The following is a 22,559-nucleotide window of genomic DNA, read 5'->3' on the forward strand; positions in this document are numbered from 1 at the left end:
TGTTAGTTTCTTTGGGTCGCTCCGAAGTTCACAGACCCTATTATTGACAGATAGGAAAGTTATTGAATTGAAACGAAGTAGAAATATGCAAACGAGTGCGCAACTTGCTCAAACCCTGGCATTGCCATGCATGACCAATGTTGCGGGCATCTCTTCCACATAATTTATATCCGTAAGATTGTTCTCCGTTTTATCGTGCAGTAATTTGATCATGATCTCCATGGCTCTTTCTCCCTGCCCATATGGATATTGTTCAACAGAGACCAGTGGCGGAAAGGCTGTGTAATTGGTTATAGGCAGGTTGGCATAACTGACAAATATGATGTCCTTATTAACCTGAATGCCCTGTTGCTGCGCATATTGCACTGCATCCATGTGCACGTAATCATTAAATGTGATGATGGCTACAGGAGGATGTTTCATGGCAAGCAGGTTTTTCATGGCTGCATAGGTACCCTCCCTGGAAAGATTTGTTTTTTCTACCATCTGCATATCGACCTTGAGCTTCTTTTTAGATAGACCTTCTATATACCCATTCAGTCGTTCCTTGCTGGCGCCCAGTTTATCAGGCCCATTAATGAGAGCTATACGCTTGTAGCCCCTGCTGATCAGCCATCCTACCATATCTACGGTGCCCTTATACAGGTTGCAATACACTTTATTTACATTATCAAAGGGAGGCACCCTGTCAAAATACACGATAGGTATATTGTATTTTTCAAGGGCTAATAGATGATCGTACTTATTGGTTTGTTTGGATAATGAAATGATCAGCCCATCTACCCTTTGTTTTTTCATAGCTTCCACCACGTTCTTTTCTTTCTCTGGATCATCGTAGCTCTGTCCAAAGAGGATGGTGTAATTGTGTTCGGTGGCGGCTGATTCTATGCCGCTGATGGCTTCCGAGAAGAATTCCTCCCTGATGGAAGGAAGGATCACACCAATGACGAAGGTCTTCTTCTGCTTGAAGAATATAGCCTGGGCATTGGGCTCATAATTCAGCTCTTTTGCCAACTCCTGTACCCTTGTCTTGGTGCGCAAACCAATACGGGGGTGATCGCTTAAAGCCCGGGAAACAGTTGAGACGGAAACGTTCAGTCGACTGGCAATCTCTTTTATGGTGGGAAGCTTTTTATCCATATCAGTGAACACAATTTACATAAAAGAAAACAGGCTTCTGATGCTTTGCGTTTTACTATTTAAAAATTCAGTGTACCAAAGCAATGCAGCAGGTGAAAATTGGGCTCAGGAGAGTCAATATTTTTCCAGGATATAAAATGAGGTTCCGGCAACATATCGCCACATTTATAAAAATTAGCCAGGCATTGCCTGCCTTGTAAACTATCTATCGAAGAATGTAAAAACACCTGCAACGGAATGGAAACTGTCAGCTCCCAATATTTGTTTTCATCGCAGGTTTTATTTTGTATCAGGCAGTAGGTGCCAATGGTTTGAATAAGTTCAGTTGGCAATAAACGCCGCTCTGCCTTGGTGGTACCATATCCTACCAATGCGGTGCCGGTGCAATTAAATTCAAAATTATAATAGTGCTTGCCGTCAAAAGAAATAAAGAACTCTACGCAGGAGTCTTCCCAAACCGGTCCGTTGATCTCTGTGGTTGCCGCTCTCACCGATCTTTCTTCCACATAGTATTTTAGATAAATGGCATTGTTATCATGGGCAATGGAAAAACGAACACCTGGCTGGTATGGATAGGCTTGGTTCCAGGGTGCATAATGCAAAGAGGAAGATTCCAAACCGTCCATTAGTTTTGATACTGATTCCATAGTGAACCCATTTGCATTTTCCCGGAAGGGAACCGGCAAAGGCTGCATGGTATCAATGACAGCGGACAATTGGGTTACTGTGTTCATAGCTGAAAAGTAAAAAAAGGGCCGTAGTTAAAACAACAGCCCGTTAAACGAATGCTTATTTCGAAAATTAAAACTCTGTTTGATAAGAATGATCCATTCCATAGGGAAGTTTCTGATCAAACTTAATCAAATTGACAACTTGTTTTTGATGCAAACGATTGAGCAAATTTGGTTTGCGCAACCGTTTGTGCTCCGTCAGGGACTACTCATTTACTATATTTAAGACCAGTAACAAGCTATTATGAATCAAATCAAGCCATCTAACCGTTCCGCAATTGTTATTATAGGCATCCTTTTCTTTGTTTTTGGCTTTGTAACCTGGCTTAATGGCCCACTGATCACCTATGTAAAACTGGCATTTGGGCTGGATACCGACTCAAAGGCTTTCCTGGTAACGACAGCTTTTTACATGGCTTATTTTTTCCTGGCGCTTCCCTCTTCTTGGATATTAGAAAGAACAGGCATGAAAAAAGGAATGGCCATAGGATTACTGGCTATGGCTGTTGGTACCTTCCTGTTCGGACAATTTGCCACGCACCGCAATTATCCAGCTTCATTGACTGGTTTATTTATTATAGGAAGCGGTCTTTCTTTATTACAAACTGCATCGAACCCCTATGTCAGCATACTTGGGCCCATAGAAAGCGCGGCGCAACGCATCAGCATCATGGGCATCTGCAACAAGGTAGCCGGGATAATCTCTCCAATCATTTTAAGCCTGGTAGTATTGAAAGGGATCAACCAGTTGGAAGATAAAGTGAAATCCGCAGCTGACGTAGCTACCAAAGAATCCATACTGAATGAATTTGCTTCCAAGGTATATGTACCCTATGTGATCATGGCTGTGATCCTGGTGCTACTGGCAGTATGGATCCTTCGTTCCTCCCTTCCTGAGATCAGGGCATCTGAACAGAATGTGCAACCTGCACCTGCCCAGGGGGCAAAAGAAAAAACAAGCATCTTCCAGTTTCCCCATTTATGGCTGGGTGCCCTGTGCATATTTGTATATGTAGGTGTGGAGGTAATGGCAGGCGATGCAATTGGAACCTATGGCAAAGGATTTCATATACCCACTGATGAAACAAAATATTTTACTTCCTTTACACTTGGTGCTATGCTGGTAGGCTATATCATCGGGCTGGCTACCATACCCAAATATATCTCGCAGCAAAAGGCATTGCGTATTTCTGCGATCCTGGGAATCCTGTTCACTACCGCAGCTTTTCTAACCAAAGGATATGTATCTGTGGCTTTTGTGGCAGCTTTGGGACTGGCCAATGCACTGATGTGGCCTGCTATCTTTCCACTGGCCATCAGTGGCCTGGGAAGGTTTACAGAAAAAGGCTCTGCCCTGTTGATCATGGGCATCGCTGGTGGGGCCATCATCCCCAAGGTTTTTGCCAGCCTTAAGGAAACCTATAATTTTCAGGCAGTATTTTTTGCGCTGATGGTTCCCTGTTATATCTACATCCTGTACTATGCCATCAAGGGATATTCTGCTGGGAAGAAAACTTCAAAGATTACAGGTGAAGTGGCCAATGCCACCATGCGCACCATGGACGTTGTATAACAACTATGAATTCCTCAATACAAGGCAGCCTCCCTTTGGAGGCTGCCTGTTTATGTATATACACTAGAATTATTTTTCCTTTCCCGTATCTACAGGAAAACTATCTGTGCGAAAAGGGGCTACCGGCAGGCCTTCCTTACTAAAAAGATTTCCAATGGCTGTATTGGAAAAAGCATAACGAACGGACACTGGTTGCTTTACTTTTTTACTCCATACTACCAGTATATCCTTCTGCAATTTGGATTCTGCAGGGTAAAATACCCCGTCACTCCCTGCAATGAACAATTCATTTACTTTATTTCCTTTCACCTGCAGGCTGCTGTACATATTGGCAAAATGTATGAATGTTTTATCCTTCCAGATTTGTAAAGATTTATACACCGGGGTTTTGCCTTTCACATCTTCATGATAGGTCTCCTCCAGTGCCAGGTTTGCCAGTCGCCTGCCAACATCAAATTTATTCTTTGGATGTATATCGTTTACATCCTTCACCAGGTCGTCAATGACCACCATGCCGGTATTTTCAAGGCTGGTAGCTTTGGCCTGCTGTTCTTTTAACAACGCAGCCACATTCCTATTCTCGTATTTATAGGGTGCTATCTGCACCAGGTAAAATGGAAAATCTTTATTCCACTGCTTGCGCCAGGACATGATCATTGATTGCAATAAGGCACTGTAACTGGCATAGGAGGACGTATTGCTTTCTCCCTGGTACCAAATGGCGCCGGCAATAGTAAAGGGCGTTATAGGGGCAATCATGGCATTATAGGCAAGTCCAGGCAGTGTGGGCCACCAGGAAGAAGGGCCTTGCAGGGATGCGGCCTTCGCGAGCAAACTATCTGCATTCACCACGGGTGCCGGCGTCCAGGCCTCAGCGGGTGTGCCTCCCCAACTGGCACTGATCAATCCAACGGGCACATGTAGTTGTGTTTGCAAATGCCTGCCAAAATAATAACCTACGGCGCTGAAAGACTTCCAGGAATTACTGTCGCACACTGTCCATTGCGCCCGGCAATTTTCCTGCGGGTATGATGCCGTGGTACGTGGAATATTAAAGAAGCGGATATTGCTGTTGGCCGAAGTGCCTGTATCCTGGTCTTGGTGTTCCAGTCCCCAGTTATAATTGAATTCCATATTGGACTGGCCGGAGCAAACCCAGACTTCTCCTATTAAAACATTTTCCAGTACTATGGTATTTTCAGCTTTGATGGTAATGGTAAAAGGACCTCCTGCCTGTGGCGTTTCCAGGTTCAATTGCCATTTTCCATTTCCATCGGTAATTGTTGAATCCCTATGAGCATTCCAGGAAGTAGTAATAAATACTTTTTCTGCCGGATTGCCCCAACCCCAAAACCTGGAGGAAGACCGCTGTTGCAGCACCATATTACTCCCGATAACGGCCGGCAGCGTAATATGAGCTTGCGCTTCCATTTGTACAAGCATCAACAAAACAAAAAATATTCTTTTCATCCGGTGTTGTTTAGCTATTGATAATATAGTTGTGCCTATTTCCTGAGACGCAGCAACAAAATATCGTGTGCGGGTACAACTGCCTTCAAAGGGTCTTTAGTTGTGCCTTTATCTTTTTTCATCCATAGGTCACGCAATGTATAATTGACGTTCCGGGTATCAAATGTTCTTTTTGATAGCGTATCCGTTACCTGTTGTTCATTCCATTTTATGTCAATGGTTTTGGGTGATACACTCCGGTTCAAAAAACCTATAACCCAATCACCATTCACCAAGGGTTTGATCCAGGTTTGCACACTGTCTTTCATATTGTATTTCAATGCCTGGATGCCCAAAGCATCCTGGTTGATAGCTATAACCTCTTTATTGGTTAATACACCGGCTGTTTCTTTATCCATATTGCGGAGATCATTACCCGCGATCAATGGTGCACACAACATAGCCCACATGGAGAAATGCCCTCTGTCTTCGCCAGGAGTCATTTTCCCGTTTCCGATTTCCAGCATATCAGGATCATTCCAATGCCCCGGGCCTGCGTAAACACGGAGACCATCCTGCATATCAAGGATCTGCATGGCTCCCAATGATTTCCATGATCCATGGTCTTCCATACAATCAAAGCAATTAGATATATCACCTGTTGTTCTCCAGAGGTGTGCAACTGCAGGACCCCAAACCCATGGCTTATCTGTTCCCCATTCACAGATGCTGAGCACTATTGGCCTGCCAGCTTTCCTGATGGCGGCTGCAATAGTTTTGTAAGCACCTTCTCCTTTCAATCCGTCCGTATTGCACCAATCGTATTTCAAATAATCAATACCCCAACCGGCATAGGTCAGTGCATCCTGGTATTCATAGCCCCTGCTGCCCGGGCGGCCGCCACAGGTTTGCCAGCCTGCATCTGAATAAATACCCAGCTTCAGTCCTTTTGAATGTACATAGTCCGCCAGGGCTTTAATGCCCGAGGGAAAACGTTTGGCATCGGGATGAATAAAGCCCAGGCTGTCGCGGGTGCCGTGCCAGCAATCATCAATGTTGATGTAGGTGTAACCGGCATCCTTCATACCTGAGGATACCATGGCATCTGCCATTTGCCTGATCATAGCCTCATCCACATTGCAGGCAAATTTGTTCCAGCTATTCCAACCCATGGGTGGTGTCAGTGCCAGCTCCTCAAATTTTTGCGCATACGTGGCACCTGCGATGAACAACAATAAGATCCAATAAATTCTCTTAAACATATGATTCATCATTTATCAAGTTCAAATAATAGTTATTAAAATGTCTTTGAATTGGAAACAGTGAAGTTAGTTGATAGGTTGGCGACCTGCAGCCTGAACTCACCTTCTTCCACCAGTTTTTTATTTTGAGGATTCACAAATGCCAAATCTTTTATTGGGATCTTTATCGAAACAGTTTTGGATACACCCGGTGCCAGGGCAATCTTTTCAAACCCTCTCAAGCGTTTCACATCAGGTGTAAAGGATGCAATAAGATCGGATATGAAAACCTGGATGGTCTCCTTTCCTTCCCTGCTGCCGGTATTGGTGACCGTCACCGTAACCGTAGCCGTTTCATCAGGTTTGTAACTGGTTTTATTTAATGAAAGGTTACTATAAGTGAAGCTGGTATATGATAATCCAAAGCCAAAAGGATATTGAGGATTGGTGGTACCACCCTGGGGATTGTCAGCACCCTCAGAAGGTTTATGAATATACCCGGCAAGGTCGTTGGAATAACGTGGATAGGTAACCGGTAATTTGCCACTTGGATTTACATCACCGGAAAGGATGTCAGCAAGGGCATCGCCGCCAAAGTTGGAAGGCAGGTAGATGTCCAGTATTGCCGCGGCACCTCCCTCAATTTTGTTGATGATGCGCGGGCGGCCTTCATTTAAGATCAGCACAACAGGCTTTCCGGTTTTATAAAGGGCCTCTGCCAGTTGCACCTGGTTGTTGGAAAGACCCAGCTCATTCAAATTACCTGGCGTTTCGGTATAGCTATTCTCACCCAGGCATAACAATATATAGTCAGCATTCATTGCCGCCTGCACGGCGGAATCTATACTGGTTACAGAATCCTCATAGTATTGCCCTTTCATTTTATATACCACTCCCTCAGTGTATTGCACATTGCCTACCCCGAATTCTTTTTGCACTGCTTCCAAAATAGTATTATAGTTGCCTGCATATTCATCCGTTCTTTCTCCCTGCCAGGTATAGCTCCATCCGCCGTTCAATGTACGCATGGAATTGGCGTTAGGCCCTGCCACCAGGAGTTTGGATCCTTTGCGCAGTGGCAAAATGTTGTTGCTGTTTTTTAAGAGTGTGATGGATTCGGCAGCCGTGTTGTAAGCGGCTTTTTGAAATTCCGGGCTTCCGAATTTAGGATAGTCCTTTACGTAAGTAACCGGTGTAGTAAAAAGGTCCAGTTCATATTTTACTCTTAAAATACGGCGTACGGCATCGTCAATTCTTGCCTGGCTCACCTTACCTTCTTTTACCAGGGCTATAAGGTCGCGGGTGAAACCTTTGTAATCATAAGGAATCATGGACATGTCAATACCGGCATTGATAGAAAGCATAATAGCTTCCTTCATATTCTTTGTGATCCTGTCGCGGCGGTAAATATTTTCAATGTCCTGCCAGTCGGTAACAATAAAGCCCGTAAAGCCTAATTCATTTTTCAGAATATCTGTTAGGATATCTTTGTTGATATGCGTGGGAATACCGTTGATCAGGGCAGAGTTAACCATGACATTTCTTGCACCGGCTTTCACAGCTGCAGCAAAGGGAGGTAAATGATACTCCCGCAGGTAATGCTCCGGTATCCAGGCGTCGGTACGGTCCTTTCCTGATTTGGGATCAGAATAAGCCATATAGTGTTTGAGGCTCACAGCTAATTTTTCCTTGCTTCCTAATGGATCCTGTATGCCTTTGACAAATTGTACACCCATTTCAGAGATAAGGTAAGGGTCTTCACCATAACCTTCCCATATACGCGGCCATTGGGGGTTGGTGCCTAAATCCAGAACAGGAGAAAATGTCCAGGGTACACCTGCGGCTCTTGACTCATAAGCAGTAATGACAGCACCATCATAAATCAACTGGCGATTCCAGGTGGCTGCCTGCCCAATTTCCTGCGGAAACAAAGTGGTGCCATTGACATAGTTCACACCATGTACATTATCAAGTCCATATAGAACAGGGATCTTCAGCCGGGTTTTTTGTGCCTGCGCCTGTATCTCTGCTATCATCCTGTTCCAATCCTGAACGGATTGAAGGCCGGGCGTATTCAATACGGACCCCACCTTGTAATTCACTACGGCTTCGGTCATTTTATCTGAAAAGCTGAACACCCCATTTTTGGATCCGCCCAATGATTCTATAGAAACCTGCGCCATCTGGCCTACCTTCTCTTCAAGGGTCATTTGCTTCAGCAACCTGTCAACCTTTGCTTCGATGGATGGATGGAGTTGTCCAATGGCATGCATATTCATTGCCATCAATACAATAATCCCAACCGCTTTTATTTGCTGTGAATAAGGATAAGACATGTTATTTAATTTTTAGTATTGATTCGGAATTGCGCAGGATATTTCCGAAGAAACAGTCACCTGCATTAAAGCAATAAAAACTGAAAGCTATGAGGATCGTGGTGACCCGTTTCATTTTTTTATTTTGAAGAAGTAATGCGCCTGATCACTTCTATACAGGCGCGGCTATTATGATAAGGACATTTCCATATGCCAACCTTATCCTCGCTGCTCATAGGAACATTATCCGCTTCTACTCCCCAATACCATTCACCGCCTTTTTTATCCAGCATGTGTTCCTTAACGAATTGCCAGCTTTTCCAGGACTGTTTCAGATAACTTTCATTACCCGATATCTGCCAGGCATTGAGAAATCCTACCATGGCTTCCGCCTGTGGCCAGGAATGTTTTTGCCGGATCCAGTGATCCCCGGCAGGATCATATTCGTACCAGAGCCCTCCATCAGCATCCAAACCTTTTGCGGCTGCTTCTGTCAACAGGATGGAGTAGTGTTTTACTTTCTCCAGCAAGGCTTTATTGCCAACGAGTTCAGCAGCCTCCTGCACCAGCCAGGCAGCTTCAATATCATGCCCGTAAGAGATCACTTCAGACCTCTCGTTCCATTTATCATCAAAGAAAAGAACAAGGTGATGTGTATCCGGAGAAATGATATGGTCAAGAAATAATGCTATGAGCTCTTCCAACTGCTGTTTTAGTTTCTCATCCGGCCAAATGCTGTACAAATTGGCAAAGGCTTCCAATACATGGAGGTGGGTATTCATGGACTTCCTTTCATTAGCATCTTTGGCACTAAGCCTGAGATCGCCCAGTTCCTTCCAATCGCGGGTGAGGGCTTCAACATAACCACCGTTAATTGTATCATAGCTATGCGCTACTATATCCCGATACAGTTCTATGGCTGCCTGCCTTACTGCATCACCAGGAGATGCCTTATAAAATTCTGAAATACCATAAACCGCAAAAGCCAGTGAATATACCTGTTTTTTTGTGTCCAGCGGTGTTCCTTTATGGTCCACCGTCCAGTAAACACCACCGTAAGTTGGGTCAAGGAAAAAACGGCTAATGTAATGATAAGCTCTTGAAGCTATCTTAAGATGCTCCCTGTTATGAGTAAGCTGGTAGGCGGAAGAAAAAGCCCACAGAATGCGGCTGTTGAGTACAGAACCTTTTGGAGCGTCAGGATATACTTTATTATGATGATCTATCTTACCTATAAATCCCCCATTAACCAGGTCAGGCGTATATTCCTTCCAGTAAGTAAGAATGTTATCCAGCTCGCGGCGCATTTCCCGCTGATATTCCATCAATATTGTTTCCATAAATAAAATGGCACCGCCTTACCAATGCCTGAAACTACCGCTAAGAATTCATATGAGAAAAGGAATGACCATTCAATACAGCACCCGATGATAAATTGGACTCAATGATAGTATTCAATACCTGTACAGAGGATGCAGAAGAATAGCCATCTTCAGGAGTATTCATGACATAATCCAACAATTTTTCAATAGTTGTGGTTGCCACATGCTGCCTTGTATCAGAGGAAGCATAATAAATGAACACCTTTCCATCTTCGTCTGCAATCCATCCATTACTGAATAACACATTGGACACATCGCCAATTCTTTCATCACCTTCAGGGGCCATAAAATAACCCGCAGGTTTATGGGTGATCAGGGTGAGGTCATTGAGGTCCGTCATGAACATATACAATACATACCTCAATCCCGCAGCCGTGTTGCGCACCCCATGGGCCAGGTGCAGCCAACCTTTATTGGTTTTAATGGGTGCAGGACCCAATCCATTCTTTGCCTCGTATACCGTATGGTATTTTTTGGGATCGATTACGATCTCCTTATCTATTACAGCATTTTCAATGGCATCGCAAACGCCATAGCCAATGCCTCCGCCTTTACCCGTATTGATGAAACCATCCTGCGGACGTGTGTAAAAGGCATACTGGCCATTCACAAACTCGGGATGCAGCACTACGTTGCGTTGTTGCGGAGAAGGTGTTTTCAGGTCCGGCAATCGCTCCCATTGTTGAAGATCCCTGGTGCGGGCAATGCCGCATTGAGCAATGGCAGATGACTGATCTCCTTCAGGTGCAGCAGGATCCTTACGTTCTGTACAAAATATACCATAGATCCATCCATCCTGGTGCTGTACCAGCCGCATGTCATAGATATTCCCATCCGGTTCGGATGTTTCAGGCATTGTAATCGGGTGATCCCAGAACTTAAAATTATCCACTCCATTCTCACTTTCTGCAACTGCAAAAAAAGATTTCCTGTCCCAACCTTCTACCCTCCCCACTACAATATATTTACCCCGGAATTTGATAGCACCTGAATTGAATACGGCGTTAATACCAAAACGCTCCATCAAATGCGGGTTGGTTTTCGGGTTAAGATCGTATCTCCAGAACAATGGTGTATGCCGGGCGGTTAAAACCGGGTAATTATAACGGTCATAAATACCATTGCTATTTTCCTGCCTGGTGTTTTTCCTATGTAGCAACTCTTCATGAGCTTTTTCAAGGGTCTTCCATCTCTTTTCAAATTGTGTACTCATATGCTTATTTTTTTTCAGCCTGCGGCTGTTTCGAATTCATAGTTAATTTTCCAGTTTATTCCACCAGGTTCTTTTTAAAATGAGAATGATCACCAAAAGAACCAGGACGGTTATCATAAGCGGAAGTTTCATCCATAATACCAGGTACATGGGAAGGATGGTCAGGCATAATTGGGCAATTATACCAAGAACCACATTGAACATGTCCAGTTTAAAGCGTTTATTGGGTTCAAATGAAGGGTCGTCCTGCACCACCTGATTATGAATGGGTTTCCAGAATCCCCATGGTTTCACGGTACTGTAAAATCGCTTTAAAACTTCAGCATCTGTTGGAGGTGCAGTATAGGTCCCCACCAGGCAGCCCGCTATGGACAAAAGGAATAAAACAGGGAAGTAATATAGAAATTCAACCCCTGAGAAAAACCGGGAGAACACGAGTGCCCCTGCGATTCCACTGAGCATGCCATAAAAGAAGCCATTGGCATTGAAGCGCCACCAGTACCATTTTAATACATTGGCAGCAATGTAGCCACCATATAATCCTGATACGATCCATTGCAATATGCTGTTTACATCTTTTGCAAAGAATCCCAGTGTTACACCGATGCTTACCACGATGATGCCCGTGATATAGTTCATGGTCATGATCTTCTTATTGGAAGCGCCAGGGTTTACATATTTCAAATAGATATCGTTGACAATATAGGCCTGGGCTGCGTTCAGGGTGCCTGAAAAAGTACCCATAAATGCACCCAGTAGTCCTGTGAGCACAAGCCCCAGGATGCCTACCGGTAAAAAATTATTGATCGTGGCAGGCAGCACTCTTTCAAAATCCACTCCGCCTGTTCCATTTGATACATTCAATTGCTGGTAATACAATAAGCCAAGCACCGTTAAACCAATGACCATGGAATACCTGACTGGTAACAGAACAATGGATACAAAGCCTGTCATTTTGGAAGCTTCCTTTGGGGATTTTGTTGACAGGATCTTTTGCATATCGTAATTAGGTGCCGGCCCTGCCAATGAAGCAAATACGCCTTTAAAGAGCATCATCATAAAGAACAATCCAAATACCCCATAGCCATCATCTGCAATCTTTTTATTGGCGTCATTAATTATTCCGCGCCAATCCATTTTAAGGTTCCAGCCAAAGAATGGGTCGCCCCAACCATGAGGTACATTCAGGGCCTTTCCCTGCAAATGAATGACTGCGATAATAGCTATAGCAATACAACCTACAGTCATGATCAGGTATTTGATCAAATCACCCAACACAATACTGTGCATCCCTCCCAGGATGGAATAGAACATGGCAAAAAGCGTAAAGATGATCCCGTAGAAATGGGCCACATATTCAGGCGCTATATGAAATGGCACATACGGTTGCACCAGGTTCCAGGGAACAAAGATCTCGATGAACTTACCCAGGCCTACAAAACCATAAGCCAGGAAACCCAGGCACCCGATCAGTGCGAAAGCCACAACGATCTTATAGGATCCCTGTACACCTTTACCTTTAATTCCAAACCGGGTGGCCAGCCATTCTGCACCTGTATTGGCATTGGAACGCCGAAGCCATTTGGCCAGGAACATCATATTGAATACCTGGTTAAATACCGGCCATAGCCAGGGTATCCAGATGCTTTTCATTCCATATACAAAACAGAGTGAGACCATCCACATCGTTCCGCTGATATCGAACATATCTGAGGCATCGCTTAGTCCCAGGAGATACCAGGGCAGTTTCTTTCCCCCTAATAAATAACTTTCCTGGTTCTGCCTGGCTTTCTTTCGAAGGAACCAGCCGATCATTACCATCAACACCAGGTACGAAACAATAATTGCTATATCTATCAGTTGTAGTTTCATTTCATTAATCCGGTTGGTTCATCTTTAGTTTGTGTCCTATTGAATCTTATAAACGTTGGGAAGTTTATCATTGAATAAGACGTAAGGATTGGATTTGAACTGTTGAAAATCTGCCGCCGCTGTATGGCCGGGATATGGTGTCCAGAAAGCATTGGTTGTATTGGCCCATACCAATACATAGGCAAGGTCAATACTTTGGTACTGGAGAATCTTCAATAGTTTCTGGGTGTACCAGTTAGCCATTGGCAGGTTTTGCAATCCTGTTTCGGTTAAGGCAGCCACTTTCTTCCTGGCCAATGCATAATCTGATACCAGTTTTAATTTATTAGCCGCTATGGAGGGATCCGATCCACTGGTAACATCACCATAATTATCCGTGCCTACCACATCCACATATGCATCTCCAGGATATCGCTGCAGGTATTGTCCTTCAGTAGTAAAATTTTTATCGGGTGACCAGGCATACAAAAAATTATGCACCCCAAGGCTGTCACGCAGATAGGTAACCGTAAACTGGTATAATGTTTTATATTGTTCTGCCGTGCAATGAGAAGCCCCCCACCAGAACCAATCACCATCAAATTCATGAAAGGGACGGAAAATGACAGGTACCTGCTTACCATCAGCTCCAATTAATCCTTTAGCAAAATCAGCCACTTCTTTAAGGGAGTTTTTATACACAGCATTGTAACTCCCGCCGGGTATGATCTGGCTGACTGCTTCAACAGGGGAATCGCTCCAGTAAAAACTGCCTTTTGATACAGGGTTGGCATAGTGCCAGGCATAGGTATTTACCCCTCCCCTGTTGTAGGCATCTACAGTAAGATCGTGGGCAATTTGTTTTTCATAGTCATACCAGGCGCCATCGGCAAAATTGGCAATATGCAGGAAGTCGTGTCCATAAACTGCCGGATAGGCACCTGTCACTTCTTTCACATCTGACCTTTCCCTGGAAACACCGGTATACTGTTGTTCATTAGCCCAGCCATAACCTCTTTTAGTATCATCCTGGTGACCAAAGAGAATATTTGACTTAGATATTTTCTTTAGGTTATAAAACAATGCGGCTGTTTCATTAGTAGCCTGTTTATCTGCCATCATATCTTTAACAGCTGATAGTGAGGGTAGTGGTTCAGGAACAATAACTACAGGCGGTTGCTGAACTGGTGCCGGATCTGTAAATACACCCTTGCTTTTTTTACATGAAAAGGCAGCCAGGCAAATTACAAGCAGGCTCAGTGTACCCCGGTAATATAATTGTGATCTCATTTTCATAGCCTGCATTATTTATAGAGGTTTTCCCCGGTTATGTCTGATTGAAATAGAGTTCTGTCCAGTTGATAAAATTGCAGGAAGTCTTTGGCTGATGCCTGTCCTTTATAAGGAGCGTAATAGTGCATATGGCCACCAGGCTGCAAACCATGGTTACGCCATGCCAGTACATAGGAGATCCGGTGGTTGCCAATGGCTTTCCACAATGTGTTCGTCCACCAGCTGGCATAAGGGATGGCCTCATACCCCGTTTCGGCCAGAGCAGGTAACTTATTTTTTTCCTTTGCTATTTCTTCCAATATAGAGAGTCGCCTGTCCACATTTTGTAAGAAAGAAGAATCTTTCTGAGGATCGCCATATTGATACGAATCAAAGCTTACTACATCCACCAGGTCATCACCGGGATATCTTTCCAAAAAATTATCCCTTGAGCCAAAATCAGCTGTATTATATACATACAGCAGGTTGTGTACATTCCTCGTATCGCGCAGGTAATCCACGGTAAACCGCCAAAGGAGTTTATACTCTGAAGGTGTGCAGGTATTCCTGCACCACCAGAACCAGTTGCCGCTCAATTCATGAAAAGGCCTGAATAAAACCGGTATTAATTCCCCGTTCTTCCCTTTAAGAGAGAGCATAAAGTCAGCGATCCTGTCCAGCCAGTGTTGATACAGGGCGTGTTGCTTCCCGCCAGGCAATATTGACTGAACGGCACCATGGGTTGTATCCCAAGCCGATTCACCATTGACCGGATTATCTCCGTGCCAGCTGATGGTAATCACACCACCCTTCTCATATCCCTGCCTGATGAAACCACGCATCTTATCAAAGGGAACGCTGTCCAAATTATAAGGCAGCTCATGTTCAATATTTCCTAACTCCCAGCCATATACGCCAGGATAATCCCCCGTAACTTCTTTGATATCGCTTTTGCCATCAACATATCTCCAGCCTACGCCATAGGCAAGGTCATCCTGGTGCCCGAAGATGATTCCTTTTTTTACGAGTTTTTTAAGGTTAGCATACAGGTTTTTAGTTTCCCGGGTTGCCCTGCTATCAGCAGGAGCATTGTTTGTATTCGACCCATGTAAAAAGGAACTACCATACTCGTATATAATATTCCAGGTGGTAGTGTCCCTGTCAAATACACCATTCAGCCCCTGCTCCTCCATAGGAGGATCACCCATAAAATCATCACCAGTTTTCCAGAACACCTGTCCTTTAATAGGCCTGGCAATTCCGGAGAAGGCCCAGAAATTGAGGCCAGCTATTACTCCGCCGGTGTCTGCGCTGTTTTTTAAATAGGAAAATATGGTATGATAGTATTCATCCCTTAATCCGGTGCTGCTATTTACGTCAAACGAATGTCCATCCCGCGGTAGTCCGAATTCTTCTATGACTAATGGCTTTTGCAATTGCTGGGCAACAGAAATATGTTTATTGATATAATCTTTTGTTTTGTTGACAACTCCCGGAAAATCAGCTACCATATTGTTTTCACTGAACCAGGCCCAGTTCTTTGGCCAGATATGTATGGTCAGGTAATCGATATTTTTATCTGAATGCACCGATTTAAAGAGCGGCATGCTTTCAGTACCAATTTCCCCTTCATGACCTGTTGTTACCAGGTGGTTCCTGTCCTTTGCCTTGATGAATGCGGCAACGCCAGCTATCCATTTTGCATATTCCAGGTTAGCAGCAGGGCGCATTGGCCTGGGTTCATTGGCCAGTTCCCAGGCCATGATAGCAGGTTCATTACTATATTTTATTCCGGTAATGCTATTAACATGGTCTAATATATAACTGACCTGCTTTACATAATCCTCCTTGCAGGGCGTGCAGCTGTAAAAACGGCTGACATAATCCCGCTGTTCGTCCCAGCTCAATCTTCTTCTTAGTATAGTATCAGGTAAAAGTCCATTCCAGTTCAAGTATTGCAAAAAGCCTCCCGTCCACTCCCAGTTATTACTGAGGAATAAAACAGCTTTCATCTTTCGCTTGTCCAGTTCAGATAGTAAAATATCAAGACCCTTTAGCACACTGGCATCAAACTTTCCCTTTTCAGTTTGTAGCGGAGGGCTCACCCTGGGCACACCATTTATCTGGCCGCTGCCTTCAGCTGCAGCCATTACCCTGACATTGGTGATGCCTTTGGATCTTAAGAAATCCAGTTCGGTACGCAGCCTTTCAATACCCTTTTGTTTATTGGCATTTATACCCAATAATCCACCATACCAGTAGTTGGCACCTATATAATAGTAGGGTTGTCCATTTAAATAAAACTGTGATCCCTGGCGTTTCACGAAGCTCTGCCCCATTATGTTTGAATACGAAATCCAGCAAAGGACCAGAGTAAGAATATGTTTGAAGAGTCGCATCAGCTACTTGTTAATTCACCTGAACGGATCAATGAAAACCTATGGTTTAAAAAAAACTGGTTCATTTACAATTACTATTGAAATGAACCAGTATACTGAACACTGCTTATGAGAAAAAACTATTTAATGAATATGACATCGTCAAAATAAAAGGTTTCGTTTTGGGTATCAGGACCCTTGATCCACCAACCTAACTGTTTGAATTTTGTATCCTTGCTCCAGAGGTCAAGTGAAGAAAGCGGGATCTTGAAATAGGTCCATACATTGGCTGGGATGGTAATCGGGGCAGATTGGTCAGAATTTCCATATCCTCCTGCACGTGAATCACCGGTAATGTATAGGGTATAAGCCTGGGAACCACCCTTTACCCAGAATGACAGGTATTTGTAATCAGGTGAATAATCCATTCCCGGCCACCAATTGGCAAAACCATCAGCAGACCAATTGCCTTTATTGTAAGTAGCTGCGAAAGACTTTGTTCCGGATTTTGATACCGTGCTTGAGATACTTGCAGGTCCCCATGAGCCATTGTCAAATCCATTCATATATCCTTCTGTGAAGATAGCATAGGCATTATCCATATTCACAAACTCCTGTGTAGTGGTAATAGTGCCTGATGCATTGGTGATATCAAGCTTTGAACTGTTTACCGTTGTGGCTGGCATTGAAATGACCAGGGACTTTTTGGATTTGGAAACAATGGTTGCTTCAGTAGTTGTCCCGGTCAAAACAACTTTGGACACATCACCCAGGTTATTACCAGTAATGGTGATCTCAGTGCCCTGGGTAAAGTTGTAGTTGGATACATCAGAGATGGTTGCCAGTGCTATCACACTGAAAGGAACAGAAAACTCCTTGCCGAGGCTATTGGTAAATACGATGTTCTGCGGACCTCCGTTGGCTGTATCAGGCACACGGAAAACAATGGCCTTATCTGTGTTGAAATTAGGGTTGAATGTAACCGGGACATTTCCCTTATCAAATACAATTCTTGTGATCTGTCCCAGCCCGCTACCCGTAACCGTCAGGACAGCATTACCCGGCCCAGCGCCTGGATCTATCGCATCTGCTTTAGGACTGGAAGAAGCCTCCGGCCTGTTGTTGTTTTCCTTGGTACAGGAAGTAAATATTCCTGTAGAAAGAATCATTATTAAGAACAATAAGGTTGAAATATTTTTCATAATCTTTTTTTTGAATGATTTAGCATTCCAGATTAATAATATGATACTGCAGGTTCTGATTTTAATAATTTAGGGTTGATTACCGTTTCCGCCTGTGGAATGGGTAAATACAATTGGTCAGGCGAAGTCAGTGTGGCTTTAAAACTTGCCAATTGCTTATTACCACTATAGGTACCTCTCTCCTGAGCAGCGATCATTTGTTTGGCCTTTTCAAAACCCTGGCGCTGAATATCAAACCAGTAATCTCCTTCAAAAGCAAATTCCACTTTGCGTTCATGCAGCATTTCATCTTTGGTAATGGATGAAACGGCATCCAATCCTGCACGGGTATGCACCTGGTTGAAAGCAGCTACAGCCCCTGCATCGCTGGTAGAAGAACTATTTCCCATCACTGCTTCGGCATAGATCAATAATACATCCGCATAACGAAGAATGAATGTTGGCATGCTGGTATGTGAGCTGGTATTAACAGGTTCTTCTGCCCTGTTAGGTCCAACCACGTATTTTAAGATACTGGACCTTGTTCCGGTTTTGATATGGAAATCATCCGTATTTGCCGTAGTATCATAAGTAAATCCATTGGGGAAATTAATATTGATCCAATCAGCCCTGTGAAATCCTTGTTCCATTACCGACCATTCTCTTCTTTTATCCCCGGTAGCATAACCTGTAGCAGGATCCAGCATATCGATAGAAGGAACAGCAGCAGAGTAACCGTTGCCGAATGTTGGCCCGGGTTTGAGCAATGGCTGTGGCCCTACATATAACTGGTAACGATTTCCGCCGTTCCATCCCATGGCAGTTAGCCACTGCAGCGCGAATAATGATTCTTTATTGCCTATGGCCCTGGTGCTGCTTGTAAACAATTTTCCGTAGTCTGGATCTAAACCAATAGATCCTTTGGCATTGGCATAGTCGATCACTTCTTTTGCCTTTGCTTTGGCATTATCATAATCCTTCAGGTAGAGGTAGATCTTGGCCATGAGTCCCTTGGCAGCATACCGTGTAACCCTTCCAGGCTGGTAGGAATCGTCCGGCAGATTGGCTTCGGCAAACTTCAGATCTTCAATGGCAAAACGAAGCACATCTTTTTGAAAATACTTAGGCACTAGTGCACCGCCTGGCTCTGTCAGCTTTAATGGATTGTCTACGATTGGAGCGTCACCAAAAGTGCGTCCAATATAGAAATAGGCAAACCCACGGATAAACCTGGCTTCAGCAATACCCAGGTTCAGGAATGGCTGGTCGCCTAACTGCGTCTTCTTTTTTTCAAAAGCCTGTATCAACACGGCAGCATTACCTGCAGCCTTGTAACAGGACTTCCAGGTTTGTGCTATCAGTCCATCAGTACTCTGAATATTGAAATTGTAAAAGGAATTATACTGGTCATTACCAGCCACACCCGTTACCGTTCCACCCAATACATCTCCAATGGATATAAATGCTTTATCAAACCAGTCGCTCCAGACAGCATTGTACAAAAGCCCGGTGGCCCCATTTACCTGGGCTGTATTGGTGTAATAATTATCAACGGTGGGAGTAGTTTGTGAAGGTGTATCTAAAAAATCCTTCTTACAGGAAACACCCGCGGTTAGAGTTGCACAAATCAATAATATATTTCTGAGTTTCATTGTCTTGTTTTTGCAGTGATCAAAATTCTATATTGGCACCAATGGTATACGTACGTGGATTGGGATAGTGACCCATATCAACATTCACAAAGGTGGCCTGGTTGTTATAGGCTCCCAGTTCAGGATCGTATCCAGAATACCCGGTGAAGGTCTTCAGGTTCTGTACTGAAGCATAGATCCTTGCATTGGTCAGCTTTGCTTTACTGATAAGGGCTTTAGGAAGATTATAACCAAGGGAAACATTTTGAATCCTAAAGAAGGAACCATCCTCTATAAAGCGGTCTGAGATCCTGTAGTTGTTGCCATGCCATTGATTAAATCTTGGTAATGTTCCATTGGGATTTGCATCGGTGTACCTGTCCAATACTGTAACCAACTGGTTATTGTAAGGGCTGCTAAGCCTTTCTGTATACATCCTTGTATAGTTAAAGATGTCTGCGCCATAGCTGCCATAAACAAATACGGAGAAATCAAAGTTTTGATAATTCACGGTATTGGTCATGCCATACGTAAACTTTGGATTAGGATCACCGATCACGGTAACATCTTTATCATCAATGATCTTGTCACCGTTCAGGTCTTTGAAACGTACATCACCCAGCCACAATTTCCTTGGATCTACCGGTAAGCCGTAGTTGATACCATTGTTCAATTCATCGGGTGACCTGAACAAGCCATCTGTTACATATCCATAAAATGTACCCATGGCCCTTCCCGGCTGTGTCAGGGTAACAAGGTTGATGGCACCATATTCATTCACTTCACCTTTCAGTGTCGCCTTATCATCATTGAGCCTATCCAGGTTATTTTTATAATGACTGAATGTAGCTGTGGTCTTCCAGCTTAAATCTTTACCCTGGATATTATAGCTAGTCAGGGAAATATCAATTCCTTTATTGGTCATCTGGCCCGCATTGGTAACTGGGGTCTGGATATCATTCCATTCAGTTCCCAAACCAGAATAGTTACCTAACTGGTTGGGCAGTATAAAATCAGAAGAGATCTTTTTAAAATAATCAATGGATATATCCAGTCTTTTATTCAATACGGAGGCGTCTATACCTGCATTATATGTAATGGTACGCGACCAGGCAAGGTTAGGGTTTTCCACATTGCGTGGTAAACCACCAGGGCCGAACGGCGCCTGTCCATATAATACAATGTTGGAACTATAGAGATTGGCCCCATTGGCATTTTGAGCACCAACTTCACCCACACCTACACGTAATTTCAGGTAACTCAGGTTTTTAATGCTTTTGGCAAATGATTCATTCGTAATAGTCCATGAAGCGGAAGCTGCGGGAAAATAGCCCCATCTTTTACCAGGTCCGAATGTACTTGATCCATCAGCCCTGATTGATCCACTTAAAGCATACCTGTTATCAAAAGAGTAATTGACACGGCCGAAATAAGATTCCATTCTCCAGTCCCCTGCACCGGCAGCCGTTCCTTCACCGTTGTCAGAGCCAGCCTGTCCTGCATTGATCGAAGGCAGGTTCAGTGTTAAATTATCCCTTGTCAGTTGCACATAATCATAATGAGAGGATTGTGTCTCATGACCAACTGTTGCATTGAACCAATGCCTGCCAAATCCTCCGCTATAATTGAAATAATTATTGACAGCCCAGTAAAGACTGTTATTTCTTTCTTCTCTTAAACGGCTTGGACTTAAGATAATGGCCTTGGTACTGTCATTTTGAACAAATGGCTGGAATGCCTTGTTATCGCCCAGGTTAAAGTTGAAGTTGAATTCGTTGCGCAGGGTCAATCCTTTAAAGAACCCGATCTCACCATATAAGGCACCAAAAGCCCTGGTGCTGACTGCCCTTACATCCCTTAAACGGGCAAGAGCAACCGGGTTGTTAGGATTACCAAACTGGTTTCCTGCAACATTAATAGTGGAAATATAATTGCCATAAATATCCTTAACAGGCGTAGCCGGGCTATTGTATAAAACCACACTGGTTACGGCATCAAAACCATCTGATAGGCCGATCTTCTGGTTGCTGCGGGAAAGGTTGGCACTAATTCCGGTTTTGAACCAGCTCTTTACCTGGTGGTCAAGATTGAATTTCAGGTTGTACCTTCTGAATTTAGTTTCTACCAGTGTACCAACCTGGTTGAAATAGTTGCCTGAGAAATAGTAATTTGTTTTTCCCTGTCCACCGGAAAAAGATAACTGGTGGTTCTGCATCAACCCGGTTTGATAGATCTCATCCTGCCAGTCGGTACCAGGACCAAGAAAAGCAGGATTTTTGAATTCACCCACGCTATCCATACCACTACCGGCTGCTCTTACTTCGCCTACCAATGAATTTAAATAGGTGGCATACTGGCTCAGGTTCATTACATCCAGTTTCTTTGGAATCTGCTGCCATCCGAAATAGGTGTCATAGGCGATCTTTCCTTCACCTCCACGACCACGCTTTGTAGTGATGAGTATTACTCCGTTGGCACCTTTGGATCCATAGATAGCCTGTGCAGAGGCATCTTTCAGGATGTCTATGGAAGCAATATCTGAAGGATTGATCATGGCCAGTGCACTTTGAGTGGTTGATCCTGAACCTCCACCCAATGCATTTTGCTGCAGGGAGCTATTTTCACCACCCATCTGTACGCCATCAATTACATATAAGGGTTCGTTGCTACCAGTAGCATTAGTGATACCACGAATACGCACTGAAACGCCCCCACCCGGCTGACCACCATTATTAGTAACAGTAACTCCCGCCACCTTGCCCTGTATGGCCTGGTCGGCACCAGCGACAGGCAGGTTTTTAATATCTTTTTCATTTACCGAGGAAATAGATGTGGTGACATTTGACCGGCGGGCAGTACCATAACCGATGACCACGACCTCTCCAAGGGTAGAACTGTTAGCCTTTAAACTTACATCTACCTGGCTTCTACCCATTATAGCCACCTCTTTAGGATCCATTCCTATATAAGAAACCACCAGGGTGTTGGCATCTGCCGGCACGGTAAAAGAAAACTGGCCTTTGGCACCTGTGGTGGTGGCCAGGCGCGTACTTTTTACCGTAATGGTTGCCCCGGTCAATGGAAGCCCATTCTCATCGGTAACTGAACCTGAGATTTGTTTGTTTTGCGCAAATAAAACGGAGAAGGATAGTGTACAAAGGAGTAGTACTACTGCCCGGAAGAATTTGTATTTCCTCATATA

General features: G+C 44.0%; 14 protein-coding genes. 1 reads left to right on the plus strand and 13 read right to left on the minus strand.

Annotated elements, in window-relative coordinates; all coding sequences use genetic code 11:
• Window positions 1-108: 108 nt before the first annotated feature.
• A complete protein-coding gene (locus tag BP74_RS02205; protein WP_496370621.1) occupies window positions 109-1,140 on the minus strand; it encodes a LacI family DNA-binding transcriptional regulator in 1,032 nt (343 codons plus the stop codon).
• A 59-nt stretch (window positions 1,141-1,199) separates the two neighbouring features.
• Window positions 1,200-1,874, minus strand: coding sequence for a carbohydrate-binding family 9-like protein (locus BP74_RS02210; protein WP_496370623.1), 675 nt, complete (start codon window positions 1,872-1,874; stop codon window positions 1,200-1,202).
• Between the two features lie 241 nt (window positions 1,875-2,115).
• On the opposite strand from BP74_RS02210, the gene BP74_RS02215 reads away from it, so the two are divergent.
• Complete coding sequence (locus tag BP74_RS02215; protein WP_496370625.1) at window positions 2,116-3,444, plus strand: sugar MFS transporter; 1,329 nt, start codon at window positions 2,116-2,118, stop codon at window positions 3,442-3,444.
• Between the two features lie 69 nt (window positions 3,445-3,513).
• Here the strand turns inward: BP74_RS02215 and BP74_RS02220 are convergent, their stop codons facing one another.
• The 11 genes from BP74_RS02220 to BP74_RS02270 all read right to left on the minus strand — a co-directional run bounded on the left by BP74_RS02220 (window position 3,514) and on the right by BP74_RS02270 (window position 22,556).
• Window positions 3,514-4,914, minus strand: coding sequence for a sialate O-acetylesterase (locus BP74_RS02220; RefSeq protein WP_496370627.1), 1,401 nt, complete (start codon window positions 4,912-4,914; stop codon window positions 3,514-3,516).
• A 35-nt stretch (window positions 4,915-4,949) separates the two neighbouring features.
• Window positions 4,950-6,155, minus strand: coding sequence for a glycoside hydrolase family 27 protein (locus BP74_RS02225; RefSeq protein ID WP_496370629.1), 1,206 nt, complete (start codon window positions 6,153-6,155; stop codon window positions 4,950-4,952).
• 35 nt (window positions 6,156-6,190) lie between these two features.
• On the minus strand, window positions 6,191-8,470 hold the full coding sequence (locus BP74_RS02230) for a glycoside hydrolase family 3 N-terminal domain-containing protein (protein WP_496370631.1): 2,280 nt from the start codon (window positions 8,468-8,470) through the stop codon (window positions 6,191-6,193).
• Window positions 8,471-8,589: 119 nt separating this feature from the next.
• Entirely contained in the window at window positions 8,590-9,789 is a 1,200-nt protein-coding gene (locus tag BP74_RS02235; RefSeq protein WP_496370633.1) for an AGE family epimerase/isomerase, read from the minus strand.
• Window positions 9,790-9,829: 40 nt separating this feature from the next.
• Entirely contained in the window at window positions 9,830-11,044 is a 1,215-nt protein-coding gene (locus BP74_RS02240; RefSeq protein ID WP_496370635.1) for a glycoside hydrolase family 130 protein, read from the minus strand.
• 42 nt (window positions 11,045-11,086) lie between these two features.
• Window positions 11,087-12,916 (minus strand): sodium:solute symporter family protein, encoded by a 1,830-nt coding sequence (locus tag BP74_RS02245; protein ID WP_496370637.1) that lies wholly within the window; start codon window positions 12,914-12,916, stop codon window positions 11,087-11,089.
• Window positions 12,917-12,952: 36 nt separating this feature from the next.
• Entirely contained in the window at window positions 12,953-14,185 is a 1,233-nt protein-coding gene (locus BP74_RS02250) for a glycoside hydrolase family 26 protein (protein WP_496370639.1), read from the minus strand.
• Between the two features lie 14 nt (window positions 14,186-14,199).
• Window positions 14,200-16,506 carry a glycosyl hydrolase gene (locus tag BP74_RS02255; RefSeq protein ID WP_496370641.1) on the minus strand — a complete coding sequence of 769 codons (2,307 nt, stop codon included), beginning with the start codon at window positions 16,504-16,506 and terminating at the stop codon, window positions 14,200-14,202.
• 179 nt (window positions 16,507-16,685) lie between these two features.
• Window positions 16,686-17,747 (minus strand): IPT/TIG domain-containing protein, encoded by a 1,062-nt coding sequence (locus BP74_RS02260; protein ID WP_496370643.1) that lies wholly within the window; start codon window positions 17,745-17,747, stop codon window positions 16,686-16,688.
• 32 nt (window positions 17,748-17,779) lie between these two features.
• Complete coding sequence (locus BP74_RS02265) at window positions 17,780-19,378, minus strand: RagB/SusD family nutrient uptake outer membrane protein (protein WP_496370645.1); 1,599 nt, start codon at window positions 19,376-19,378, stop codon at window positions 17,780-17,782.
• A 19-nt stretch (window positions 19,379-19,397) separates the two neighbouring features.
• A complete protein-coding gene (locus BP74_RS02270; RefSeq protein WP_496370647.1) occupies window positions 19,398-22,556 on the minus strand; it encodes a SusC/RagA family TonB-linked outer membrane protein in 3,159 nt (1,052 codons plus the stop codon).
• Window positions 22,557-22,559 lie beyond the last annotated feature (3 nt).

It is taken from the genome of Flavisolibacter ginsengiterrae DSM 18136 (assembly GCF_059568575.1).